The organism is Hydrotalea sp. GW822-HT8A01, from assembly GCF_058798575.1.
This window is the reverse complement of sequence record NZ_CM179506.1, coordinates 2,778,404-2,803,592: the sequence shown is the minus strand read 5'-3', so window position 1 is coordinate 2,803,592 and position 25,189 is coordinate 2,778,404. Positions and strand designations below refer to the sequence as shown.

The window sequence follows — 25,189 nt, the reverse complement described above, 5'->3', positions numbered from 1 at the left end:
ACGGATTACCACTTGTGTTTTTCCGTATTCCTCATTACTTATAACATAAAATTTTTTGTATATGCAAAATGCGCAAAGTTTATTTGTAAACTCTGAAATTGGTACCCTAAAACGATTATTGGTTCATAGTCCGGATAGCGGTTTGGGGAAAGTAGTTCCTTCAAAAGCGCAGGACTGGTTATTTGAAGATATTGTGCACTTAAATACCATTCGGAAAGAAGAATATGATTATTACACCAAAATATTGCTGCTTTTTTTAGATCCCGAAAAAATAAAGGATAAACTTCCTGAAATTGATGCAGAAAAAGCCAACCGAAGTTTTTATAAACCGGATAATCCTGCCTTCTTCAAATCGGATAAAGTAATTGAATTAGAATGGTTACTGGCTGAAATTTTAATGAATGATGCTATTAAACACAGTTTAGTTGCTTCGGTTTGTGCCATAGAGGGTTGCACTTTTAAAACACAGAATGCATTAATGGATTATGATGCAGTTGCATTAGCCAAAACATTTATCAGCGGTTCAGCAAAAAACAAAGAAATGCTGTTTGCACCCATACCCAATTTTATTTTTACACGAGATATTGGCATTACTATTAAAGATCATGTTTTATTGAACAAACCTGCTAAAAAAGCAAGAACCAGAGAAGCTTTGCTGGCGAAATATATTTTCTTTAACCACCCATTTTTTAAGGCATACCAGCAGAATATCATTGAATTAACCGATACCTATCAAAATCTTTTATTACCAAAAGAGGAAGATGAGAGAAAAATTACTTTAGAGGGAGGCGATATTATGGTGATCAGTAATGATCATTTACTGGTGGGGGTTAGTGAAAGAACATCGCCGGAAGCAGCAGCTAAAATTGCACATATCGTATTTAAGAAAAACCTGATGGAAAAAGTAACCATCATTAAAATACCCAAAAAACGCGATTACATGCATATTGATACCGTTTTTACACAGGTAAAAAAAAATGTATGGGTAATGTTGGGTAATTTTTCAAAAAAGGCAGTTTTACATGAAGATGAAGATGCCATTGAACGCACACTGGAACTGAAAAAAGATGAAAAAATAAAGATTAAACAATTCCATAAAAACGATCCGGAAAATAGTGTACATTTCGATAGTCTTGAAGAACTGCTGATAGATATCAGTAAAAACGATTTTCATTGCAGGGAAGCAGATATTAAAATTATTTTTTCGGGCAATAATGAATTTCCTTATAGCGCCAGAGAGCAATGGACAGACTCCTGTAATTTATTGGCTATTAAAGAAGGGGTAGTTTTGGGCTACGACCGAAACGACAAAACCGCCGAAGCATTTAAAGCAGCAGGTTTTCAGGTAATACATGCCAAAGAATTAATTCCACAAATTGTTTTAGGAAAAATTAATACACAACAAATTACGGATACCCTTATTTTAATGCCATCTGCAGAATTATCGAGGGCCAGAGGCGGTTTTCATTGTATGAGTATGCCCTTATTAAGAGAAACAGTTAATGAATAAGTTATGCAAAACACTTCCCATTTATTAATGATACGTCCGGTTAAGTTTTCATTTAATGAACAAACTGCCGTGAATAATGCTTTTCAGCAAAATGATACCAACAATAATGTAGCAGAAATGGCAGCCCGTGAATTTGATGCTTTTGCACAAAAATTACAGGCCAATGGTGTAGATGTTACCATTGTGGAAGATACCCCCGAACCGTATACACCAGATTCAATTTTCCCGAACAACTGGATATCTTTTCATGAAGATGGAAACATTATTTTATATCCCATGTTTGCAGTTAACCGGCGTGCCGAGCGGAAACCACATGTATTGAAAGCCATTGAAAAAAAATTCAGGATTCAAAATAAAATTGATTTAACTGCATTAGAAGCCAACCATCAATTTTTGGAAGGTACAGGCAGTATGGTTTTAGATCGTGATCATAAAATTGCTTATGCCTGTTTATCGCCCAGAACCCACATGAGTGCATTAAACAATTTTGCTGAAAAAACCGGTTTTACAACAGTTGCTTTTCACGCAAACGATCGAAATGGTTTGCCCATTTACCATACCAATGTAATGATGTGTGTGGCAGATCAATTTGTTGTGGTTTGCATGGAAAGTATTACGGATGAAAATGAAAAAAAATTAGTGCGTGATGCCATTCATAAAACGGATAAAAGCATTATCCCCATTAGCTTCCATCAAATGGAACATTTTGCCGGCAATATGTTACAGGTGCAAAACAATAGGGGCGAAAAACTGCTGATTATGTCAACACAGGCCTATGAAAGTTTAACTGCTGACCAAATAAAAATTTTAGAAAATTATAATCGCATCATTCATTCCAGCTTAAATACTATTGAAACAAATGGCGGTGGCAGCGCCAGATGTATGCTGGCAGAAGTGTTTTTACCAGTTCAACAGGCACAATAAATAACAACTATTTTAGCTGAGCAGGTTGCACCGGCATTTGCAGCAGGTGCTTAACCTGCTTTTCGCGGTATTGCAAACCCGATAATAATGTGAGTTGTGCGGCACTTAATTGTTGCTGCAATTGTTTGTCAATTGATTTCTGTGCCTGTAATGCAACAAAGTAATCTTGTATAATAATAAGGTCGTGCCAATTACCGATTGCTTCTTGCAAATTATTAAAATAAGGAAAATGCGCTTCTTCAAAATCATCCCCTTCAATAGCCACCCATCGAATAGCATTCATCCAACGTTTAATTTTTTTTCTGAAGTCGTGCCACTCTTCTATCGTTAAATTTTTTTTCAACTGTTCTTGAATTTCAATTTTCAATTTTTGCATGTATTGTTCGGGTAAAAGCGCATTGGTTTCCTCAACCAAAGGGCCACAAATATCAATCACCTTTTGCAGGGCTTGTTTGTGTTTTGGTATATGTTGTAAAAAAATATGTTGCGAATACAATAAAGAACCTTGTAACCCCAACATGGTTTCTAATTCGTTCATTTTATGCTGCTGCAGCCATTGTTGCAACAATTGTGTTTCACGTAATACCCCGGCTTCATCAAAAACAGAAGCCACTAATTTCGCTGCTTTTTTGATGCGATGCCTGGGATAAACTGTTTTTAAAAAATGTAAAATGGTTTTGAATTTCTTCAATTCAATCCGCATATCATGCAGTGCAGTGCTGCTGGCAGTTAATTCTACCTCATAAAGATTGTTGAAAACATTCTTTACCCTGAGTGCATAATATTTTTGAAATGGCGATGCCATAAAAATTGAATACCTCTTTTATGTAATAAAATAGTTATTACATTGGCACATAAATTTACAACAACGGTTTCATTCCTGCATATTTTATGGCTTGAACTTATCAAACAGCATCATTTTACTGGTATGAAACCTGTTTTTCAAAACTCAACCGGATGGCTGTTTCAAAATCAGTAGTAGTATAACCCAATATTTTTTCTGCTTTTTGAATGTTTAATCCACCTTGTTTTGCTCGCTTTACCGGTTCAGGAAAATCATTTGCTGTTACGGCTTTCAGGGTATGTTTAGGCAATTGCAGTATGTCTGCCATTGTAACTGCCATTTGGTAAGGCGTAATGTAGGTACTGCCGGACAAATGAAATGTACCTGTTGAACCAGTGTCTATAATTTGATGCAAGCCTTTACAAAAATCTACAATGAATGTTGGAGTGCGGTACTGGTCGTTTACAATTGGAAACACTTCCTGCTGTTGAATTTTATCATACACCTGATGCAAAAAATCTTTTCTCACACCTTTTATTTCCGGGCCAAAAACAAAACTCGGCCGCACTACTGTAACCGGTTGGGATGTTTGCAATAAACATAATTCCGCCATCAATTTTGAAGCACCATAAAAATTAAGTGGTTGCTTTACATCTTCTTCCGCATTAGGCCCATTACCCCCGAACACAAAATCGGTTGATATAAATATGAAATGTACAGCCTGATTCAGGTTTGCTGCCTCCATTAAAAGGTGATGTGTTCCCAACAAATTTACCTGCAGACAGGCTTCCTGATTCAATTGGCATTCATCCGGCTTACTCATGGCTGCAGCATGCAATATCACATTGGGCTGATATTGCTCCAATACTTTCCGAATATTTTTTCTATTGGTAATATCCATCGTGGCATAACCATTCGGTATATCAATACTACAAACAGGCTTGGTTCCTGTAGCCACAAAATTTAATTTGTGTTGTAAACAATATTGAATGAAATGTGCACCAATAAAACCGTTGGCACCGGTAATTAAAATTTTCATCACCAATACTACAAAATTAATACATGGATGAAACTATTTTCTGCTATTGCATCATTTTGAAAGAAATATTTTTAACGACAGTATATCCCCCAACATATTCATATTCTACACATAGAAACACTTCTTAACCCATAATTGGATATGTATATCAATTAATTTGACAAAAATCAAATGATACAGCAAATATGCCCTACAAACCAATTTGCCATTATGTTTTGATAAAGAAAAATTTAATACCCCGGGGCTAAATGGTGGTATACCGGTAATTGCTTACTTTTGCACCTTCAAAATAAAAAGCCTTGTGCTTTAAAAATTATTAACAAAACCATTGATAGCCGATAATTTTTTAATTAAAAATGACAGACAAGAAAAAAGTTACGAAAATAGGTGTATTAACATCGGGTGGTGATGCCCCCGGTATGAACGCAGCCATTAGAGCTGTTGTTAGAACGGGCTTATATTATGGCCTGGAAGTATTTGGTATTATGCGGGGGTATAATGGTATGTTGGAAGATGATATTATACCCATGAACAGCAGAAGTGTTGCCAATATCATTCAACGTGGCGGCACCATTTTAAAAACAGCCAGAAGCAAAGATTTTTTTGAAACCGAAGGCAGAAAGAGGGCTTATACCAATTTAAAAAAATATGGCATTGATGGACTGGTGATTATTGGAGGAGATGGAAGTTTTAGAGGCGCACAACGTTTTGCCAACGAATTCGATATTCCCTGCATAGGTATACCCGGCACTATTGATAAAGATATGGCAGGTACTGATTATACCATTGGTTTCGATACTGCCGTAAATACTGCTGTGGATGCCATTGATAAAATAAGAGATACAATGGATGCACACGACCGTTTATTTATTGTAGAAGTAATGGGCCGTGATGCGGGTTACATTGCTTTACACAGCGGAATTGCAACCGGTGCAGAAAATATTTTAATTCCCGAAACTAAAACTGATATTGAAGAACTCATACATTCATTAACAGAAAAAGAAAAACGGAAAAAATTAGTAAATTTAATTGTTGTGGCTGAAGGTGAAGAATTTGGCGGTGCAGAAGAAATTGCCAAAGTAATTAAAGAAAGAGTGCCCAACGCCGATACCAGGGTATGTATTCTGGGGCATATTCAGCGCGGGGGCGCTCCAAGCTGTCACGACAGACTGGTAGCCAGCCACATGGGCTATTATGCTGTAGAAAGTTTGTTAATTGGCAGGCATAATGTAATGGTGGGTGTTATCAATAATAAAATTCATTATACCCCATTGGATATGGCCGTAAAAGAAAGGCAGGCTATTGGGCAGGAATGGATGAAAATTGTAAAAATTCTTGCATCTTAATTATTTAGCAAAGCAAACAAACCAACTATATGTCTAAAAACATTGACAAGTACCTATACTCAGAAATGAACAAAGAAGCAGGTATTGAACACGCTTATCACAGAACCAAAATTGTTGCAACAGTTGGCCCCGCCTGTAATACTTATGATAAATTGTTGGGCCTCGTTAAATCAGGTGTTAACATTTTTCGGCTTAACTTTTCTCATGGCACACATGAAGATAAACTCGAAATTATTCAATATATCAGAAAAATTAATGCAACACAACCTTATAACATTTCCATTTTAGGCGATTTGCAAGGCCCTAAATTACGCGTAGGCGAAATTGAAAATGGTTCGCTGCAAATTAATCCGGGCGATATACTCACTTTTACTTCAAAAGAAAAAGTAGTAGGTACAAAAGAAAAAATTTATGTATCGTATCCCAATCTGCACAATGATGTGGAGATTGGCAATAAAATTTTAATTGATGATGGCAAGTTGGAAGTGGTAGTAGATTCCATCACTGCTTCCGGCGATGTAAAAGTAAAAGTAACTTATGGCGGAATATTATTACCCAAAAAAGGCGTCAATCTTCCCGATACGAAAATATCCCTTCCTTCCATGACGGAAAAAGATATTACCGATTTTGAATTTATTGTTGACAATGAATTAGACTGGATAGCCCTTTCATTTGTAAGAAAAGCAGAAGATATTATTGACCTGAAAAGAAGAGTGCAGGAAAAGAAAAGCAAAATTAAAGTGATGGCAAAAATTGAAATGCCCTCCGCTTTGGTTGATTTAAGAAATATTATTATTGAATCGGATGGTATTATGGTGGCCAGGGGCGATTTAGGTGTTGAATTACCGGTTGAAAAAGTACCGATGGCACAACGCGATATTATTCGCAAATGCATACACAGAGCCAAGCCCGTTATTGTTGCAACACAAATGATGGAAAGTATGATGGACAGGGTAAAACCCAACCGCAGTGAAATTACAGATGTTGCCAACGCTGTTTTAGAAGGTGCCGATGCAGTAATGTTAAGCGGTGAAACCGCAACAGGTAATCACCCGCAATTGGTGGTGGAAACCATGCGTAAAATTATTACAGAAGTAGAAAATACGGAATACAGATATAACCGCGAAGAAGATTTAAAACCACAGCCCCACTCGCCTTCCTTTTTAAGTGATGCCGTTTGTTACAATGCCTGTAAAATGGCAGAAGATGTAAATGCACAGGCATTGATTGGTATGACGCAAAGTGGTTACACTGCCTTCATGTTGAGCAGTTACAGACCCAGAGCACCATTGTATATTTTTACAAAAGAAAAAACTTTGGTGAACCAATTAAGTTTAAGCTGGGGTGTCAGGGCTTTTCACTATGATGAAGAAGAAAGTTTGGATGATATTATCTTCGATCAAATTAATATTTTAAAACAACGTGGTTTCATAAAACCAAATGATGTGGTAGTAAATACAGGAAGTACACCTGTTGATAAACATTTGCCTACCAACGTATTAAAAGTTACAAAAATTGATTAATAGCAAATCATTCGTTTTTCATAAAAAAAGATTCTTCAAATGAAGAATCTTTTTTATTTTCATAACGCTCAACAAAATAAACTGCCATGCGAAATTTTTTTTGCTTACTCTTCCTGATCCCCATCATTTCTATTGCACAAAACACTGATTCTGCCTGGATTGTACAAAACTACATCAAAAAAGAAGTGTACATTCCTATGCGGGATGGTGTTAAATTATTTACATCTGTTTATATTCCAAAAGATGTTTCAGAAAAACATCCCATTTTAATGACACGCACCCCCTACTCTTGTGCCCCTTATGGCGAAAATGAATTTAGAAAATTTTGGCGTAACCATTATAAAACCTATTTAAAAGAAAATTTTATTATGGTGATACAGGATGTTAGAGGACGCTGGATGAGCGAAGGAGAATTTGTTAATATTCGTCCCTATCTACCCAATAAAAAAAATAAAACAGATATTGACGAAGCATCAGACACCTATGATACCATTGACTGGTTAATACACAACATAAACAATAACAATGGTAACATAGGCGTATTTGGCATTTCTTATCCCGGCTTTTATACCGCTATGGCTGCATTAAGTAATCACCCTGCATTGAAGGCAGTAAGTCCGCAGGCACCGGTTACCGATTGGTTTATGGGGGATGATTTTCACCATAATGGTGCATTCTTTGCCATGGATGCATTTGCTTTTTACTCATCGTTTGGAAAACCGCGACCTAAACCCACTACCGTTGGTCCAACTGCTTTTAATTACCCAATCAAAGATAATTACAGGTTTTATCTTACCACCGGCGCATTACCCAATTTAACCCGTTTATTGGGCGATAGCATTGCATTTTGGAATAATTTGATGAATCACCCCAACTACAATGCCTGGTGGCAGGAACGTAATGATCGGAATTTTATGCAACATATTTTACCCGGAACAGCATCATTGGTGGTGGGTGGATTATTTGATGCAGAAGATTGTTTTGGTGCATGGAATTTATACAAAGCCATTGAAAGCAATGCAAAAAACAATAACAAATTAGTGATAGGCCCATGGTATCATGGCCAATGGGCAAGCGGTAATGGCACACATTTAGGAAATATTTATTTTAATAGCAATACGTCAGACTGGTATGCACAGCATATTGAAATTCCGTATTTTAATTATTACTTAAAAGGAATTGGAACAGTTGATAGTATTGCAGAAGCCAATATATTTTTTAGTGGCGCAAATGAGTGGCACCGTTTCAATGCTTGGCCACCCGATAACACACAACCACAACCTGTTTATTTAGAAAAAAATGGAGTGCTCTCTTTTTTATCTAAAAAAGAAAAAGCCATTAGTTATGATGAATACATCAGTGATCCCGCAAGGCCGGTACCGTATACTGCCGGTATACATGAATACAGAACCAGGGAATATATGGATGATGATCAGCGTTTTGCCGCCACAAGGCCGGATGTTTTGGTATATGAAACACCACCGTTAGAAGAAGACATAACACTTGCAGGGCCGCTTATGGCACATTTAAAAGTAAGTATTTCAACTACCGATGCCGATTTTGTGGTAAAATTAATTGATGCTTTTCCGGAAGATTTTAGTTATACCATACACCAAACCTACCCAATGGGCGGATATGAAATGCTGGTTCGTGGTGAAATTATGCGTGGCAGATACAGAAACAGTTTCGAAAAACCGGAGGCTTTTATACCTAACGTACCCACTATTGTGCAATACACAATGCCCGATGTTGCACACACTTTTAAAAAAGGTCATAAAATAATGATACAGGTACAAAGCAGTTGGTTTCCTTTGGCAGATAGAAACCCACAACAATTTATTGACATATACCACGCAAAAAACAGCGACTTTAAAAAAGCAACCATTCGAGTCTTTCATCACGATTCGTATGTACAGCTTCCTATTTTACCCAATTTTAAATAACAATTGAAGACGATAATATGCTATTCATCCATACTATCCAATTGAATACATCATTACAATTTTTATAAACAACCCATCATGAAAAAAACATTATATCTGTTTCTGCTTTTCGCCACAAAAATGCTTGTAGCCCAAAATGCAAACATTCGCATTATACCGGAACCAGTAAAACTCACCGTTCAAAAAGGTATTTTTACCATTACCCCAAAAACGGCTTTGGTAGTTTCTGATAAAGGCGATTTACATGCTGCAAATTTTTTCAATCAATACCTGAAAAAATATTATCATTTTCAATTACAGATAAAAGAACATCCCACACCCGGCAGTATTACCATCCATACAAAAAAATTCATCGAAGCACCCAATAATCCTGAGTTTTATTCATTCCAATCAAAGCCATCGGGTATTGATATTTCAGGTAATAGCTACGCAGGCAGTTTTTATGGCATTCAAACTTTAATTCAATTATTACCGGTAAATGCTACCGCAAACCAACTCAATATTGCTGCAGTGAATATTGAAGACCAACCACGTTTTACATACAGAGGAATGCATTTAGATGTAGGACGACACTTTTTTTCGGTTGACTTTATTAAAGAATACATTGATTTAATTGCGTTGTACAAAATGAACACCTTCCACTGGCATTTAACCGAAGACCAGGGGTGGAGAATAGAAATTAAACAATATCCTAAACTAACTTCTGTTGGCGCATATCGCAACGGTACCATTATTGGCCATGCGCCGGGTACAGCAAATGATGGTTTAAAATATGGTGATTATTATACCCAGGAACAAATTAAAGAAGTAGTACAATATGCTGCCGATCGTTTTATTACAGTAATACCCGAAATTGAAATGCCCGGGCATGCATCTGCTGCCATAGCTGCTTATCCTGAGTTAAGTTGCTTTCCCGACAAAAATACGCCTACACCCAAAAACAAAAATTTATGGAGTGGCGATACCACCGGCAAACAAGTACAACAAAGCTGGGGTGTGTTTGATGATGTATTTTGTCCGAGTGATTACACCTTTCATTTTCTGGAAAATGTATTAGATGAAGTAATGGAATTATTTCCTTCAAAATATATTCATATTGGCGGTGATGAATGTCCCAAAAACTATTGGAAAGCATCGCCATTTTGCCAGCAACTGATGAAGGAAAAAGGAATAAAAGATGAACATGAATTACAGAGCTATTTTATTCAGCGCATTGAAAAATATATTAACATCAAAGGCCGGCAAATTATTGGTTGGGATGAAATTTTAGAAGGCGGCCTTGCCCCCAATGCCACGGTAATGAGTTGGCGTGGCGAAAAAGGAGGTATTGAAGCTGCCCAACAAAAACACAATGTAATTATGACACCCGGTGCATGGTGTTATTTTGACCACAGCCCCAATAAGCAGGAAGATTCACTTACCATTGGAGGCTATACCCCTGTTCAAAAAGTGTACAGTTATGAACCCGTTCCCAAAGAATTAAGTGCGGATGAAGCAAAATATGTTTTGGGTGCACAAGGCAATGTTTGGACAGAATACATGCAATATCCCACAAAAGTTGAATACATGATATTACCGCGGATGAGTGCTTTGAGTGAAGTGCTTTGGAGTCCTGCCAATAAAAAGAATTGGAACAATTTTGAAAATAAATTAATAAAAGATACCAAACGCTATCAGCTATGGCAAGTTCATTTCAACGAAAAATGGAATCAAAATGCAAATTCAAGTAATTAAAAACGCAAACGCTTGCCATTATTATCCATTTTTAAATAAAGAGTTGTACTTTTAGCCTGCAAAAAAACGCAAACTATTTTGTTATGTCCGCACCAGTCAAACCACACAAATTAGACATTGATTTAATTGACAGTTTTGAAAAAATTCCTGTAAAAATTTTCGATAGTTCTAATGATGGCTCTTTATTTGTTGCCCGTGAAATTGCCGCTTTGATTAAAGCAAAACAAGCCAAAAATGAAACCTGTGTGCTGGGATTGGCCACCGGATCAACGCCATTACGGTTATATACACACTTGGTGAATATGCATCGGAATGAAGGGCTTAGTTTTAAAAATGTAATTACATTCAATTTAGATGAATATTATCCCATTGAGCGAGATGCCCTGCAAAGCTATTGGAGCTATATGCATCGACACTTATTTAACCACATTGATATTTTACCGGAAAATATTCATTTACCCAATGGCGAACTATCGAAAGAAGCAACAAAAAAAGCCTGCGAAATATACGAACAAATGATAGAAGATGCCGGTGGTATTGATTTGCAAATTTTAGGAATTGGTACCAATGGACATATTGGTTTTAATGAACCCGGCTCCAGTATTTTTTCTAAAACCAGGTTGGTATCATTAGATAATTCAACCCGTATTAATAATGCATACGAATTTCAAAATATATCAGAAGTACCTCGGATGGCCATTACCATGGGTATCGGCACAATTTTAAAAGCAAAAAAAATATTATTAATGGCATGGGGCTTAAAAGCGCCCATTATTGCTAAAAGCGTGGAAGGTGCCGTAACAGAACAAATCCCTGCCAGTATTTTACAACAGCACAACGATTGCACCTTTGTGATTGACCAAAGTGCAGCAGCCGAACTTACCAGGATAAAATCACCATGGTTAACGGGTGAGATTGAATGGACTCCGAATATGATTAAACGGGCAGTTGTAAACATGGCTTTAAAATTGAACAAACCTGTTTTAAGTTTAACAACACATGATTATAATGAAAATGGCCTGAGTGATTTATTGGTTGAAAAAGGAGATGCTTACGATATTAATTTGCAAGTCTATTATATGCTACGCGATAGCATTACAGGATGGCCTGGTGGAAAACCCAATGCCGCTATTCCGGGGCATCCAGAAAGAAGTAAGCCATATCCTAAAACATGTTTAATTTTTTCTCCTCATCCTGATGATGATATTATTAGCATGGGTGGCACTTTTATGCGCCTGCACGATCAGGGACACGATGTGCATGTGGGTTACCAAACCAGCGGAAATATTGCCGTAACCGATGAATTTGTAACACGGTTTTTAGATTTTGCCGTAGGCTTCGAAGAACAATTTGGTATTGACAATAAAAAAAGCGAACAAATACTCTCAGAAGCTAAAAGATTTTTAGCCTCCAAGAAAAAAAATGAAATTGATACACCTGAAATTAGGGCCATTAAAGGATTGATAAGAAGATGCGAAGCCCGTGCTACCTGCCGATATGTAGGTATTGGCGATTCAAATGCTCATTTTATGAACCTGCCATTTTATGAAACAGGTACCATAGAAAAAAATCCCTATACAGAAAAAGATATTGAAATTACTATTGAACTTTTACAAAAATTAAAGCCCCATCAGGTGTATTGTGCCGGCGATTTAGCCGATCCACACGGCACTCATAAAGTTTGTTTAGATATTGTATTAGAAAGTTTGAAACGAATTAAAGCTTCAGGCGAAAAATGGATTGAATACTGCTGGTTATGGTTGTACAAAGGTGCCTGGCAGGAATGGGATATTTCTGAAATAGAAATGGCCATACCTATGAGTCCCGATCAGGTCATGAAAAAACGTTTTGGTATTTTTATTCATCAATCACAAAAAGACATGGTGCCTTTTCAGGGAAGTGATAGCAGAGAATTTTGGCAAAGGGCTGAAGACAGAAATGCTACCACTGCGCAACTGTATGCCAGCCTTGGGCTTACACAATATGCAGCAATGGAAGCATTCGTAAGATGGCACTATTAAAAAAATATCTGCTATCTTGCACCGGTGATGCATGAGAAAAAAATACTGCACCAGCAATGGAAAAGTGCATGGCAACAACACTATTTCAAATCGAAATTAATTAGCGGTGTGCTTTTACTGATTATTTTACTGGTTATCCTGCCTTTTTATTTTCAAAATATTGAAAACAGAGATGGGTTTCAGTTAAATGATTGGCTGGTGAATCATTTTGCCCCCATGAATGTATCCACTCCCATTTTTATTATCATCTGGATTATGGCAGGAATGCTTATTCGGAATGCCCTCATAGATCCGAATATTTTCATTTTGTTTTTATGGTCATTTATTTTTTTAACCATTTCCAGGTTATTGACCATTTATTTTGTGCCGCTAAACCCGCCTAATGATTTAATTCCGTTGGTAGACCCTATAAGTAATAGATTTTATGGTGGAGGCTTCGTGACTAAAGATTTATTTTATTCAGGGCATACATCTACACAATTTCTAATGTTTCTTTGCTTTAAAAATAAAAATTTAAAACTGGCGGCATTACTTTCAACAATTGCAATTGGCATATTGGTTTTAATACAACATATACATTACACCATAGATGTAATTTCTGCACCACTATTTGCATATGCTGTATTTGTAATTGCCAAAGCATGGGTTGCGCCTGCTGTATCCTATCCTCATGCCGCTTAATTTAAAAGGCTTCTCCTAACTGTAAATAAAATCCCTGATTATTACCCTGCCCTATGCCATAATCTAAACGAAGATTTAGTTTTTCTTTTTTGGTTAATCGTATTCGCAAACCTGCACCATAAGCATACTTCAATCCGTTTAAAGCAAAATCATCTATTGCATGCCCCACTTCACCACTGCTACCAAATAAAGCAATACCTACACTTTTATAAATAGGTACTCTGTATTCAGCCTGCAAAACAAAAGCCTGTTTGTCTCTGTACCTGCCGCCATAATAACCACGCATGCTATTGGCACCACCTAACGAGGCCAAACTTCTTAATGGCACTTCAGCGCCAATATTAGAAAAACTAAATCCCTGTAATGCCAATACCTGTTTTCGGTAAATCCTTAAAAATTTGCGTAGATCAACTACTAAGTTGGTATAATTAAAAGAGGAACCGATTAAAGGATCAAAATGATTAAAATAGATCTGTGCAAAATTGCCTTTATCCGGCGCAAATGCATCATTTCTGTCATCATACGTTAAACTTAATCCCAGGCCAGAAACAAAATACCCTGATCGGCCTGCAATATTTTCCTGATCAAATAAACCACCAGTTATATAATTAATTTTATAAACATGTTGCATTTCATACAACACCCCACCAAAAAAATGGTGCCCTAAATTCCGCAATAAATGCAAGTATAAATAATACTGTTGAAAACTATAATGCTCCACTATAGAATCTGGTGTTGTATTACCAATACCCCAAAATTTATCAGGAAAAGAACTATACGAAATTTGTTCATTCAAAATATATTTTTCATTCTTAAAATATTCAGCACCATTGATTGCTGTAATAAATTGTTTTTTTAGTGAATACAACACAACCGACTGTATATTAGATGTTCGGGAAGTGGTATCAGATTTAGATAAACGGAAAGTTGCCGAACCGGCCAGTCCAAATGACCAATTAGTTTCAATTGATTTTGCAATAACCGGGAAATACAATATTTTTTTTGAAGGAAGGGTATCTTTTTTAAACGTTTGCGCAAATGAGTAGCCATTCATCAGCACAAAAAATAAAAAAAACAGTAAGTAAGCTATCTTCAACATATGGGTTAGTACTCAAAAATATAGGTAAAAACGATGTAAAACACGAAAGGGATGCTAAATTGAAAGATTTAATTTACTTTTAGTTCACGTAATGTTTACAATTTTATAATAATTAATTAACATTGCAGTTACTTTGATAAACATAACCCTCGAATGAACAAATGGAATAGTAATTTTAAATTAGGTGATATTATAACTGTGGAACAAAAAGAATTTTTCGATAAAAACGGTGTCATTGTTTTTAGAGATTTTCTAACTCCCCAAGAAATATCCCTTTATTTAAATGAATTACACCGGCTTGAGCATGTTTGGCTTGCTGAAGGACGCGATAAAATAAATGGCGTTCCATTAAAATTTGGCAAGGATGAACAAGATAACAAAACCATACAAAGGCTTTGCTTTACATCATTGTACAGCGATGCACTTCATAATTTACTAGGGGATGAGCGCTTAAAAGCTTTGATAGCTCTGCTGGGTCCTTATGAAGGTCGTATAGCAGAAAATGAAAAAGATGGTTTGGTGATCAATAATTATATCAATATACCCAACAGTACTTTTACCCAAATGGGTTGGCATACCGACAGTCCCAGAGATTTATTTTTAGGACAAAAAATTATGCCCATGCTGAATGTGGGTATACATTTAGATACTTGTTTATTTGAAAATGGCGGTCTGCGTGTTTTACCCGGAACACATAAGCAAAACATTTTACAATTACTGTTTGGTAAAAAGTATTTTGTTGATTACAGCGATGACCCCAGAGAAGTTGGGTTTGATATTTTTGCCGGCGATTTAACTGTACATGATGGTCGTACCTGGCATCGGGTAAAGCAATCTCCTTTAGTGGGTGAAGCCAGCAGAAGAAGAGTAATGTATGTACCCATTATTACCGGTAAATTTAAACCCAAACACGAAAAAAGTAAAACGCCTTTTTACCACCGTTTTACAAGTGCCGTACACCATTAAAAGAAAAGCTATTTAATTAACCTGGCTTTGTTATATTGCAGTAAATCTTTATTGCATTTTGATATGAAACCTTATATACTTATTACAGGTTCCAGTAAAGGCATTGGCAAAGCCATGGCCGAATTATTAGCTAAACAAAAAAACAACCTGTTACTGATTGCAAGAAGCGAACAAATTTTAGCAAGTTTTTCAAAAGAATTGGCCGATAAATGTGGCATTGATGTGCAATATCTGGTAATAGATTTAGCGAAAGAAAATGCAGCTGAAAAAGTATATAATTGGATACAACACAACAACTATCCTATACAGGCCCTGATTAATAATGCCGGTTATGGATTAAGCGGTTCTTTTGAAAAGTATCCGCTGATGCAACATGAAGATATGATGCGCTTAAACATGCTGGCACCCGTGCAGCTTACTTATTTGTTACTTCCACTTTTAAAACAACAAGCCAGAAGTTATATTCTGAATGTTGCCAGTGCTGCAGCCTATCAGGCTGTACCGGGTTTAACTTTATATGCTGCCACCAAATCTTTTTTACTCAGTTTTAGCAGGGGTTTACAATATGAATTAAAAAATACCAATGTAACAGTAACCGTTGTTTGCCCCGGTGCAACAGATACTGATTTTCCGAACAGAGCACAAGTTGGTTTAAAAGCACAAAAAGCGGCAGCGCGTTTAAACATGTCTGCTAAAGATGTGGCTACTATGGCAATTCATGCCATGTATGCCGGCAAAACAGAAAAAATTACAGGCTGGATGAACCAATTAGGTGTATTTTTTGCCTGGTTACTCCCTAAAAAATGGATTGAAAAAGCTGCTGCAGGAATTTATAAGGAATAAAATTTTTCATTACCTTTTTGCTTTTAAAGATTAACCCTTTATATTTGCAGCCCTAATTAGGGCTAAGGCCCCGTAGCTCAACTGAATAGAGCATTTGACTACGGATCAAAAGGTTTCAGGTTTGAATCCTGACGGGGTCACAAAAAATTTAAAGAGGCTGTATCAAAAGTGCTATGCAGCCTCTTTTTACTCGGTAAGAGAGGGCATTGGGGCATTGGAGAAAATTTTCGTTTATGCAAATCTCAGCCCCTTCATTTTGCTTTTGATACATCCTCTTTTTTTGTATCAATTATTTATATTTAGGTTTCAGGCTACTTCGACCCAGGTATGATCAGTTAATAACTGAACAGATGCCAAAAATTGTTTAAAGGGCCCACTGCCCGCCCACTCCTTGGGTGCAACCAATGACAATAAATAATTACCATCTTTTTTCTCATATAAATAATACACCTGTCCAATTTGTGGTTTGAAGTTGATTTGGGCATCATAAATCATTAAACTTAATTCCCGGCGTTTTCTGATTTCCTGAGCCTGTCTGGCTAGTAATTCAATTTGTTGTTTAATTTGCTCTAACTGCATATTGGTTTGTTCTTCCATTGCAGTTAATGCTTTATGCTTAATCATTCCTTGTTTGGTTGGTTGAATGACTACACTGCCCACTGATGAAGCATAAGGCAATACACTCATTTGTTTGTGATATACCTCTTTATTCACAAATGCAGCGCCATTAGTAGTAATGCCCTCATAAACCAATTCAAGAAACCAATTTGATAAAATGCGATGTTGCACAGATAACACCTGAGCTTCATTTTTATAAAAAGTATGAATTAGCGTGGAGGTATCGGGTATAACTGCTGTTACGGTATCTGCTAATTCCTGGTATTCACAGGGTTGCTGGCTACCATCAGGAACTACCGAAAACTGTGCATAATAGGCTTCATTTTCAACTGTAATCCAGTTTATGCTAATTTGAAGCGATTTTCCATTTAAAATAGATTCTATTTTGTAATTGCCGCTTTTGGGTACAATTCCGGATTCGTACACACATTTTTCAGGAAATAATTGCCAACTGGCTAAAAAATTATACGCTTGTACCATTGCTTACTCTATTCATTTTAAAATTGTAATGATTACAATTGCAACTCCAATTTGTTGCGAATTATAATTTCACTTTGATAACAATTTTTTTTATAAAAGATTTTTCATGTAAGTAAATGCCCGGCATATGTATATCAGCAGGAAAAAAATAGCAAACATACCCTGCTCTAATATAGAATAAAAAGAAGGAGGTGTTTGATAGGTTATGCAATTATTGGCAACATCCAATAATTGCTGCTCGGGCTGTTGGTTTAAAAAGCCATGACCAATCTGCTCTTTCCCATCAATGATGTAATGAATATCGGTATAAACAAGATGAGATTCCATCCATTCCTCTTCAGGCAACACTGTTTCATATGTACTTACCAGCGCAAAAATATCATTGCCTTTAATTGCATATTTTCCATTGGGCAAATTTTCTAAATTCGGTTGTTTTAAAAATGAAATAGCATCTAATAAATGCTGTTGAAAATTATAATTAGGCATATTGTTTAAATAATCAATAATCATCCACATTAATTTACAGTTACAAAATCGGGTTTTTTAATATACTGACTGTTATACTTGAATTGTAAATTAGATTGAATGCCAATATTCCAGGGCGACATGCCGACTGTAGTTCTGGGAAAATACTGAATACGCAATTCAATGGTACCAAAAACTAAGTTTTCATTTCTGGTTCGTACACCTCCACCCCAGGCGGTATATACATCACCATAACTAAACCCCTGCCCTATTGGTTTTAAATAAGAAACATTTCCAAATGCAAAGGGTGCAAAACTAAATCCAAAAAATTTCCAGGTATTATAAAAAACAGATTCACAACTACCGGTTGCGCGGCTGGAACCATTGTATCCAATAATATTATTGAAAGAAGGAATACCAAAAGTACTGTTTACCCGTAATGGTTCATTTAAAAAAGTATTAATTTGTTGAGTAAAACTACCATTAATAAAATGGCGCACTAACCATCTGCTATTACCCAATCTTCTTAACCTTGAAAAGGATTCTAAACTGGCCAGAAAACTGATATCCTGAAAATTTCCATCATTAAAATAACCACCAAATTTTAGTTCATAATTGAAAAAGGCCTGTTTGGGTGTAACTACATATTTCTGCAAATCGAAGCCGGCATAAGGACGGGTGTAACCTTGTTTGTTAGTCCATCCGGCCAATGCTGATACATTATATCCGGATGGAATATCTTCATTTCGGCCAAAGCCATAAATAAAGTTGGTTCTGTAATAATCTTGTTTAAACCGGGTAAATGCCCCCAATACACTTACCAAATTGGCATATTGAAAATTGTATTGGGTTTCATAAATATTGGGTATTTCTAAAAAATCATTTTTCACCAACCGAAGTGCTACAAAATCTTTGGGTTTTCTGGAAGTAGTTTCATGCAATAATCTTCTTGCAGAAATATTATAGCCGGCCCATAAATCGTATGAGGCATAACGATACCTAAAGTTTGCATTATACAATGAATCGCTGATGTATTGATTGGTGGTATAATGCAATGCTGCGTTAAAAGACCCCGTCCATAAAGCGTACGGACTCACCAATGGCAAATCTAAAGAAGAATAAACAGTAGTTTCTTCTCTTCTACCACTGTTAAAGGCAGGTGCATTGCCCTGATAGCCCACTGTAATATTTGCAAATGTGTGCGCAATATTTCTGCGCACGTATTCCATACCAAAGGCGTATCTGTTGCGCCTGTTTAAATCGTACAGGTTTTCTATTTTCACTCGTTGCCCATCACCCATAAAATTTTCATCCTGCACTTCTGCATAAATACTGTTGCCACTACCGGCATCACCGGAGCCACTAATAGAGAATACATCTTTATAAAATACGGTAAGATCAACTGAATCATTGTTGGGAGAAATTCCGGTGATCTGAATTCTGGCATCCTGCAAATAAGGCTGTTCGCGCAAAAAACGTTCATTATCTGCAACCAGATAAGGGGAAAGCTCCTCTCCCGCTTTAAAAAATAAATTATTGTTGATGAAAGTTTTTCTTGTTTTACGGTGAATGGAATTTCCAATTTCATCAAACAAATTCTTTTTTTTAATGGCAGTATCATTCACCGATTCGCCAAAACGCACATTTACAATATTAACACTACGAATGATAGCACCCCGGTACAAAGCAAATGGTGTAATGTTATTGATGGTAACAATTGCAGTATCTTCCGGAACAGGATTATTGTTGGTAATGCTTTTCACCAATTTTTCCAACAACCCTTTTTTGGGTGTTAAAAACTGCAAAGTAGTATCCTCTACCGATTTTTTTTCCTGCGCAGAAGATGCTGTACCTATGAAAAGCAGCATACATATACTTAGAATATAGGGACTTATATGATGCTTGTTAAGCCGCATTGACGGGTTTGGTGAATTTGTTTATAGCCGGGCAATATAATCAATAGAAAGTTAAGATAAATAATAAAGATCATCAAAATTATAAGATGGTGTTGCCTAAAACAGCTTATAAAAAAACTCCGGATTAATCACCGGAGTTTTAAAAATATGGATATCACAATTATTTAACTATAAAATCTACATGTATATTACCCCATAGCAAAGCAACCCCGCCTGATTGATTGATGGTAAAAGTCATTCTTTCTGTAAATGCATGCTGCATGGGCTTTACCTGAATGCGCATTACATCATCCTTTTGATTATAAATGGTTCCCCACTGATTCCAGGATTTATTCAATATAATAGTCTATTCATTTGCTCCTGGAATACTATATAAACTATCATTGTTGTCCGACTAAAATTGTAAAATAATGGTTAAAACCCTTTACAGAACCATATTTCAGTCGATTTCAAAAGATGGGGCACTCCCTCCAATTTTGAAACAATCATTTTTTAGCCTGTAATTCTTTACAGCAAAGTATTACAGCAATTTTTAAGTTAAGTTTTGCCGGACAATAATGATAAACTATATTTTCCTGCTTTCAGTGCTTTACCATCAATCATAACATCTTTATTTACCTGAAATACAGTGGCTTCGTTTGCGCCGGTGCGCCATATTGCACCAAAAGGTGCAATATTTTTACCAATGGTTCTGCCTTTTACCGCGGGTTGGCTATAATCAATTTGAATGGTTACTCCAGAATATTGGTTGTAGTAGTAACGGTAGCAGGCGGACTTGGTCGCTTGCTTTTATCATGAGCACATGCTTGTAAACTAATAAAAACATTGCTGAATAGTGCTGAAAATAAAATTAATTTTTAATATATGTTATTTTTGTTGAACAATTGGATAATGATCAATGGTTTCAAAAACGTTGCGTGGATCTTGCTTAAGTAGTTGAATAAATGTTTTCAAAGAATCAACGTATTGTTGTTTGGCAAACATCCTGTCATGTGCCAATATCACCATGGTATTGGGCTGATTGGTGTAACCAATATCAAATTTATCATTAACTTCTTTGGCCAAAGCAGTTGCACTTTGTTTAGGAATATTACCTTTAATGAATTGCCATTCTATATCCCATCCAATAATTTTATATCCCAGCGAATCTAACCTGCGTGCTACCTTTTCGCTGGTTTTAGGTACTCTGAATTCTCCGTTTCCTGCCCATGTATTTCTTCCGGGCAGCCTGACTATTTTCAATGGAATTTGCATATCCTGCTGCGCTTTTAAAATATCGTTCACGGCACTATCAACATGGGTATAATAAAAACTATAATTATCTCTGAATGCATGGGTATAGCTATGATTGGCTACCAAAAATTCCGGATACGCCTTTTTCAAACTGTCTAAAATTCTTTTACGCAACGGATCAATATTATAATGAGCCGCCACTGAAAAAAAAGTAGCTTTTACACCTTGTTCTCTAAAAGTACGTGCACAGTTTTGGGTACCGGGCGGTTGCGGAGAATCGTCCCAGGTTAAAAATATATATCGTTTTGAACTATCATAATGAATGGGTGTTCCCGGAACCATGGTATTGACTACTGCTTTTTTTTGTGTTGAATCGGCAGATTTGGATTGCTGAGAACCGTTATTGCATGAAAATAGGAACAGGCTGCCCAGGCATAGAGTGATACTAAATAAAAATTTTCCTGACACCATAAAAAGATTTGAGTAATGAAGTGAAATTGTATAATGAAAATGATTGCGTAAAAATATTCAATTCAAAAGATTTATACCTGTTAAAGATAGCATGTGGATAGTTAAAAAAAAATCCATAATTTTAGAACATTACAAATCATTCTAAAAAATTGCTTATGCCAACCTCAAGAAGAAAGTTTTTATATACCAGTTCAATGGCGGCCATTAGCGCAGCTGTATTACCCAAATACGTAACCGGATTATTGACAGGAAATCCATTTATTACCGGACTACAGCTTTATTCGGTTCGTGATGACATGAAACTAAATCCACTTCAAACATTACAACAATTGGCTGCAATGGGCTATACACAAGTGGAGCATGCGAATTATATAGAAAGAAAATTTTATGGCTATTCGCCAAAAGCATTTAAAAAAATATTGAGTAATCTGGGAATGAATATGCCCAGTGGACATACTGTTTTACAGCCCAAACATTGGAATGGAGAGAAAAAAGATTTTACCAAAGAATGGAAACATACCATTGAAGATGCAGCCATTGCAGGCCAGCAATATGTAATCAGTCCTTGGTTGGATAATTCTATGCGTACCAATATAGATAGCTTAAAAAGCTTTATGGATGTTTTTAATAAATGTGGTATGCTGTGCAACAGATGGGGATTGAAGTTTGGCTATCACAACCATGATTTTGAATTCAAAGAAATTATACCGGGCACCACCATCTATGATGTAATTCTTCAAAATACAGACCCCAACCTCGTAATTCAGCAATTAGATATGGGTAACCTGTACAATGGCAATGCCACTGTAATGCCCATTGTTGAAAAGTATCCTGGCAGGTTTGCCTCCATGCATGTAAAGAATGAAATAAAAGCAACGGATGGTAAAGAAATGTATGAAAGCAGTTTACTCAATAATGGTATTGTACCGGTGAAGGAGGTGATTGATTTTGGTAGAGAAAGAGGGGGCACCCATTTATTTATTATTGAGCAGGAATCATATCAGGGAAAAGCTCCATTGGATTGTGCCAAAGAAAATTTAGGTATTATGAAAGGATGGGGCTATTAACCAATATGTTTACCAATATCAAAAGCTATGCGCAATAAAAACATCAAAAATTTAATCAAATAAATCGGAAGACAGATATCTGTCACCACGGTCGCAGATAATACAAACAATTACCCCCTTATCTAATTCTGCAGATAGCCGGTATGCAGCATGAACCGCACCACCACTGCTCATACCGGCAAAAACTGCTTCCTCTCTTGCCAATCGCTTCGCCATAATACGGGCATCTTTCTCATCAATATCCATTATTCTATCTACCCGGCTCCTGTCGAATATTTTTGGCAAATAAGCTTCCGGCCATTTACGAATGCCTGGAATTTTAGACCCATCAGTAGGCTGACAACCTACAATTTGTATGCTAGGATTTTTTTCTTTCAAAAACCGGGAAACACCCATAATCGTTCCGGTAGTACCCATTGATGATACAAAATGAGTAACTGCTCCTTTTGTATCGCGCCATATTTCCGGGCCTGTGGTAGCGTAATGCATTTTATAATTATCCGGATTGGCAAATTGATTCAACATTAAATAACCACCTTTGGCCACCTGGGCATTGGCATAATCAATGGCAGCTTCCATTGAACCTGATTTTGGGGTTAGCACTACTTTGGCTCCATAAGCCTGCATGGTTAATACGCGTTCACGTGTAGCATCTTCGGGCATCACTAATTCAATTTCCACATTAAATAATCGTGCAATCATAGCCAATGCAATTCCGGTATTGCCACTTGTAGCTTCAATCAATTTTATACCCGGCTTTAATTCGCCTCTGTCAACTGCACCTTTTATCATACCATAGGCAGCCCTGTCTTTCACACTTCCACCGGGATTATTACCTTCTAATTTTCCGAAAATATGTACATTTTTATTTTGGGTAATTGATGTTAGTTCCACCAAAGGAGTATTACCAATACAATCTAAAATACCTGCCATAGTATAATCATTAAAGGTTGCAAGTTCTGATAAAGCGGCGAAAATGCAACCACTTCCATTTACTAATTAAGAAAATTTAATATTGAAGTGTGCAACAAAAAAGCCTGCAGGTATATCCCACAGGCTTTTTTCTTTATCAATAAAGTAATTTTAATAACGATACATTTCTGCTTTAAATGGTCCGTTTTTAGGAATACCCAGATAACTGGCCTGCGTATCGGTTAAAGCATCTAAACGAACACCAATTTTGCTTAAGTGCAAGCGTGCCACTTTTTCATCCAATACTTTGGGCAACACATATACTTTGTTTTCGTATTGATCAGCATGGTTCCAAAGTTCAATTTGTGCCAATGTTTGGTTGGTGAAAGAGGCACTCATTACAAATGAGGGGTGCCCTGTTGCACAACCCAGATTTACTAAACGGCCTTCGGCCAAAACAATTACGTCTTTGTTTTCAATGGTATATAAATCAACCTGTGGTTTAATGGTGTTTTTGGTATGCCCGTAATTGGCATTTAACCAGGCCATATCAATTTCAATATCAAAGTGACCAATATTGCAAACAATGGCTTTATCTTTCATTTTAAGGAAATGCTGCTCCGTAATTAAATCACGGCAACCCGATGCTGTTACCACAATATCAGCTTCTTCCACTGCTTCAATCATGGGTTTCACTTCATATCCATCCATTGCAGCCTGTAAAGCGCAAATAGGATCAATTTCAGTTACAATTACCCGGCAACCGGCACCTCTTAATGAGGCGGCTGAACCTTTACCCACATCACCATAACCACCTACAACGGCTACTTTACCGGCCATCATTACATCCGTAGCACGGCGAATGGCATCCACTAAACTTTCTTTACAACCATATTTGTTATCAAATTTAGATTTGGTAACGGAATCATTTACATTGATTGCGGGAATAGGTAAAGTGCCTTTTTCCATTCTTTCGTATAAACGATGTACACCGGTTGTTGTTTCTTCAGATAAGCCACGAATATTTTTTACCAATTCTGGATATTTATCTAAAACCATATTGGTTAAATCCCCACCATCATCCAAAATCATGTTCAATGGTTTGTCTGCACTACCAAAGAATAATGTTTGTTCTATACACCAGTCAGATTCTTCAACGGTTTGTCCCTTCCAGGCAAATACACCAATACCTGCAGCAGCAATGGCAGCAGCAGCATGATCTTGTGTTGAGAAAATATTGCAGGAACTCCATTTTACTTCAGCGCCCAAAGCAACGAGGGTTTCTATGAGTACTGCTGTTTGAATAGTCATGTGTAAACAACCGGCAATCCTGGCACCTTTTAATGGTTGTGAGGCTCCATATTCGGCCCTTAAAGCCATTAAACCGGGCATTTCGGCTTCAGCCAGTTTAATTTCTTTACGACCCCATTCGGCCAAACTTAAATCGGCAACTTTATAAGGCAATTTAAAATCAATTGCATAAGTGGTATTTGACATATTAGCGTATTTTTTCCGTACAAAGATAGTTGAGAAGAATAAAAAGCTTCGTTAATGCTATAAAATCAGGAAATTATTATACTTTTATTCATTATAACAGTATAAAAAACTGAAATG

Annotated in this window: 22 protein-coding genes and 1 tRNA gene; 12 read left to right on the top strand and 11 right to left on the bottom strand. The window is 36.5% G+C overall.

Going from position 1 to position 25,189, the window contains the following annotated elements; translation table 11 throughout:
• Positions 1-61 precede the first annotated feature (61 nt).
• Together AC3QLY_RS12475 and ctlX are read left to right on the top strand one after the other, a co-directional pair.
• Entirely contained in the window at positions 62-1,510 is a 1,449-nt protein-coding gene (locus tag AC3QLY_RS12475; protein ID WP_492989822.1) for an arginine deiminase family protein, read from the top strand.
• Positions 1,511-1,513: 3 nt separating this feature from the next.
• A complete protein-coding gene (ctlX, locus tag AC3QLY_RS12470) occupies positions 1,514-2,434 on the top strand; it encodes a citrulline utilization hydrolase CtlX (RefSeq protein WP_218331011.1) in 921 nt (306 codons plus the stop codon).
• Positions 2,435-2,441: 7 nt separating this feature from the next.
• Here the strand turns inward: ctlX and AC3QLY_RS12465 are convergent, their stop codons facing one another.
• Positions 2,442-3,239, bottom strand: coding sequence for a CHAD domain-containing protein (locus AC3QLY_RS12465; protein ID WP_218331010.1), 798 nt, complete (start codon positions 3,237-3,239; stop codon positions 2,442-2,444).
• A gap of 115 nt (positions 3,240-3,354) precedes the next feature.
• Positions 3,355-4,257: an SDR family oxidoreductase gene (locus AC3QLY_RS12460; RefSeq protein WP_218331009.1), complete on the bottom strand. Its 903-nt coding sequence runs from the start codon at positions 4,255-4,257 to the stop codon at positions 3,355-3,357.
• A gap of 356 nt (positions 4,258-4,613) precedes the next feature.
• On the opposite strand from AC3QLY_RS12460, the gene pfkA reads away from it, so the two are divergent.
• From pfkA to AC3QLY_RS12430, 6 genes are all read left to right on the top strand, one after another.
• The gene (gene pfkA / locus AC3QLY_RS12455; RefSeq protein ID WP_218331008.1) at positions 4,614-5,603 is read left to right on the top strand and encodes a 6-phosphofructokinase; all 990 of its coding nucleotides are present in this window, start codon (positions 4,614-4,616) and stop codon (positions 5,601-5,603) included.
• A gap of 29 nt (positions 5,604-5,632) precedes the next feature.
• On the top strand, positions 5,633-7,126 hold the full coding sequence (pyk, locus tag AC3QLY_RS12450; RefSeq protein ID WP_218331007.1) for a pyruvate kinase: 1,494 nt from the start codon (positions 5,633-5,635) through the stop codon (positions 7,124-7,126).
• An 86-nt stretch (positions 7,127-7,212) separates the two neighbouring features.
• Positions 7,213-9,069: a CocE/NonD family hydrolase gene (locus AC3QLY_RS12445; RefSeq protein ID WP_228733169.1), complete on the top strand. Its 1,857-nt coding sequence runs from the start codon at positions 7,213-7,215 to the stop codon at positions 9,067-9,069.
• Positions 9,070-9,147: 78 nt separating this feature from the next.
• Positions 9,148-10,803, top strand: a complete 1,656-nt coding sequence (locus AC3QLY_RS12440; RefSeq protein ID WP_218331006.1) for a beta-N-acetylhexosaminidase — start codon at positions 9,148-9,150, stop codon at positions 10,801-10,803.
• Between the two features lie 83 nt (positions 10,804-10,886).
• Positions 10,887-12,824 (top strand): glucosamine-6-phosphate deaminase, encoded by a 1,938-nt coding sequence (gene nagB / locus AC3QLY_RS12435; RefSeq protein WP_218331005.1) that lies wholly within the window; start codon positions 10,887-10,889, stop codon positions 12,822-12,824.
• A 27-nt stretch (positions 12,825-12,851) separates the two neighbouring features.
• The gene (locus AC3QLY_RS12430) at positions 12,852-13,505 is read left to right on the top strand and encodes a phosphatase PAP2-related protein (protein ID WP_074418418.1); all 654 of its coding nucleotides are present in this window, start codon (positions 12,852-12,854) and stop codon (positions 13,503-13,505) included.
• A 1-nt stretch (position 13,506) separates the two neighbouring features.
• On the opposite strand, the gene AC3QLY_RS12425 is transcribed toward AC3QLY_RS12430, so the two are convergent.
• Positions 13,507-14,604, bottom strand: a complete 1,098-nt coding sequence (locus tag AC3QLY_RS12425) for a BamA/TamA family outer membrane protein (protein ID WP_218331004.1) — start codon at positions 14,602-14,604, stop codon at positions 13,507-13,509.
• A 153-nt stretch (positions 14,605-14,757) separates the two neighbouring features.
• Here AC3QLY_RS12425 and AC3QLY_RS12420 point away from each other — a divergent pair, with 153 nt between their 5' ends.
• The 3 genes from AC3QLY_RS12420 (at position 14,758) to AC3QLY_RS12410 (ending at position 16,553) form a co-directional block, all read left to right on the top strand.
• Positions 14,758-15,570, top strand: coding sequence for a phytanoyl-CoA dioxygenase family protein (locus tag AC3QLY_RS12420; protein WP_074418419.1), 813 nt, complete (start codon positions 14,758-14,760; stop codon positions 15,568-15,570).
• 63 nt (positions 15,571-15,633) lie between these two features.
• Positions 15,634-16,413 (top strand): SDR family NAD(P)-dependent oxidoreductase, encoded by a 780-nt coding sequence (locus tag AC3QLY_RS12415; RefSeq protein WP_074418420.1) that lies wholly within the window; start codon positions 15,634-15,636, stop codon positions 16,411-16,413.
• Positions 16,414-16,479: 66 nt separating this feature from the next.
• A tRNA-Arg gene (locus tag AC3QLY_RS12410) sits at positions 16,480-16,553 on the top strand.
• 166 nt (positions 16,554-16,719) lie between these two features.
• Here the strand turns inward: AC3QLY_RS12410 and AC3QLY_RS12405 are convergent.
• The 6 genes from AC3QLY_RS12405 to AC3QLY_RS12380 all read right to left on the bottom strand — a co-directional run bounded on the left by AC3QLY_RS12405 (position 16,720) and on the right by AC3QLY_RS12380 (position 21,596).
• On the bottom strand, positions 16,720-17,511 hold the full coding sequence (locus tag AC3QLY_RS12405) for a DUF2452 domain-containing protein (protein ID WP_218331003.1): 792 nt from the start codon (positions 17,509-17,511) through the stop codon (positions 16,720-16,722).
• A 90-nt stretch (positions 17,512-17,601) separates the two neighbouring features.
• Positions 17,602-18,027, bottom strand: coding sequence for a NanQ anomerase/TabA/YiaL family protein (locus AC3QLY_RS12400; protein WP_074419837.1), 426 nt, complete (start codon positions 18,025-18,027; stop codon positions 17,602-17,604).
• Positions 18,027-19,844, bottom strand: a complete 1,818-nt coding sequence (locus tag AC3QLY_RS12395) for a BamA/TamA family outer membrane protein (RefSeq protein ID WP_074420787.1) — start codon at positions 19,842-19,844, stop codon at positions 18,027-18,029. The genes AC3QLY_RS12400 and AC3QLY_RS12395 overlap by 1 nt, the downstream gene beginning before the upstream one ends.
• Positions 19,845-20,052: 208 nt before the next feature.
• On the bottom strand, positions 20,053-20,229 hold the full coding sequence (locus AC3QLY_RS12390) for a DUF2911 domain-containing protein (protein ID WP_179853225.1): 177 nt from the start codon (positions 20,227-20,229) through the stop codon (positions 20,053-20,055).
• A 200-nt stretch (positions 20,230-20,429) separates the two neighbouring features.
• Positions 20,430-20,579: a DUF2911 domain-containing protein gene (locus tag AC3QLY_RS12385; protein ID WP_245634914.1), complete on the bottom strand. Its 150-nt coding sequence runs from the start codon at positions 20,577-20,579 to the stop codon at positions 20,430-20,432.
• Positions 20,580-20,759: 180 nt separating this feature from the next.
• Complete coding sequence (locus AC3QLY_RS12380; RefSeq protein WP_074419701.1) at positions 20,760-21,596, bottom strand: polysaccharide deacetylase family protein; 837 nt, start codon at positions 21,594-21,596, stop codon at positions 20,760-20,762.
• A gap of 155 nt (positions 21,597-21,751) precedes the next feature.
• Here AC3QLY_RS12380 and AC3QLY_RS12375 point away from each other — a divergent pair, with 155 nt between their 5' ends.
• Positions 21,752-22,663 (top strand): sugar phosphate isomerase/epimerase family protein, encoded by a 912-nt coding sequence (locus AC3QLY_RS12375; RefSeq protein WP_074419835.1) that lies wholly within the window; start codon positions 21,752-21,754, stop codon positions 22,661-22,663.
• 51 nt (positions 22,664-22,714) lie between these two features.
• Here the strand turns inward: AC3QLY_RS12375 and cysM are convergent, their stop codons facing one another.
• Positions 22,715-23,596, bottom strand: coding sequence for a cysteine synthase CysM (cysM, locus tag AC3QLY_RS12370; RefSeq protein ID WP_074419532.1), 882 nt, complete (start codon positions 23,594-23,596; stop codon positions 22,715-22,717).
• Between the two features lie 150 nt (positions 23,597-23,746).
• A complete protein-coding gene (gene ahcY, locus AC3QLY_RS12365; RefSeq protein WP_074419531.1) occupies positions 23,747-25,072 on the bottom strand; it encodes an adenosylhomocysteinase in 1,326 nt (441 codons plus the stop codon).
• Between the last annotated feature and the right edge of the window lie 117 nt (positions 25,073-25,189).

Coding starts and splice junctions, on each gene's coding strand:
- pyk (WP_218331007.1), top strand. CDS start 5,633: ATGTCTAAAAACATTGACAAGTACCTATACTCAGAAATGAACAAAGAA.
- ahcY (WP_074419531.1), bottom strand. CDS start 25,072: ATGTCAAATACCACTTATGCAATTGATTTTAAATTGCCTTATAAAGTT.
- AC3QLY_RS12400 (WP_074419837.1), bottom strand. CDS start 18,027: ATGTGGATGATTATTGATTATTTAAACAATATGCCTAATTATAATTTT.
- AC3QLY_RS12420 (WP_074418419.1), top strand. CDS start 14,758: ATGAACAAATGGAATAGTAATTTTAAATTAGGTGATATTATAACTGTG.
- AC3QLY_RS12380 (WP_074419701.1), bottom strand. CDS start 21,596: ATGGTGTCAGGAAAATTTTTATTTAGTATCACTCTATGCCTGGGCAGC.
- AC3QLY_RS12475 (WP_492989822.1), top strand. CDS start 62: ATGCAAAATGCGCAAAGTTTATTTGTAAACTCTGAAATTGGTACCCTA.
- AC3QLY_RS12375 (WP_074419835.1), top strand. CDS start 21,752: ATGCCAACCTCAAGAAGAAAGTTTTTATATACCAGTTCAATGGCGGCC.
- AC3QLY_RS12395 (WP_074420787.1), bottom strand. CDS start 19,844: ATGCTGCTTTTCATAGGTACAGCATCTTCTGCGCAGGAAAAAAAATCG.
- AC3QLY_RS12460 (WP_218331009.1), bottom strand. CDS start 4,257: ATGAAAATTTTAATTACCGGTGCCAACGGTTTTATTGGTGCACATTTC.
- AC3QLY_RS12430 (WP_074418418.1), top strand. CDS start 12,852: ATGCATGAGAAAAAAATACTGCACCAGCAATGGAAAAGTGCATGGCAA.
- AC3QLY_RS12405 (WP_218331003.1), bottom strand. CDS start 17,511: ATGGTACAAGCGTATAATTTTTTAGCCAGTTGGCAATTATTTCCTGAA.
- AC3QLY_RS12425 (WP_218331004.1), bottom strand. CDS start 14,604: ATGTTGAAGATAGCTTACTTACTGTTTTTTTTATTTTTTGTGCTGATG.
- AC3QLY_RS12465 (WP_218331010.1), bottom strand. CDS start 3,239: ATGGCATCGCCATTTCAAAAATATTATGCACTCAGGGTAAAGAATGTT.
- AC3QLY_RS12445 (WP_228733169.1), top strand. CDS start 7,213: ATGCGAAATTTTTTTTGCTTACTCTTCCTGATCCCCATCATTTCTATT.
- nagB (WP_218331005.1), top strand. CDS start 10,887: ATGTCCGCACCAGTCAAACCACACAAATTAGACATTGATTTAATTGAC.
- ctlX (WP_218331011.1), top strand. CDS start 1,514: ATGCAAAACACTTCCCATTTATTAATGATACGTCCGGTTAAGTTTTCA.
- pfkA (WP_218331008.1), top strand. CDS start 4,614: ATGACAGACAAGAAAAAAGTTACGAAAATAGGTGTATTAACATCGGGT.
- AC3QLY_RS12415 (WP_074418420.1), top strand. CDS start 15,634: ATGAAACCTTATATACTTATTACAGGTTCCAGTAAAGGCATTGGCAAA.
- AC3QLY_RS12440 (WP_218331006.1), top strand. CDS start 9,148: ATGAAAAAAACATTATATCTGTTTCTGCTTTTCGCCACAAAAATGCTT.
- cysM (WP_074419532.1), bottom strand. CDS start 23,596: ATGGCAGGTATTTTAGATTGTATTGGTAATACTCCTTTGGTGGAACTA.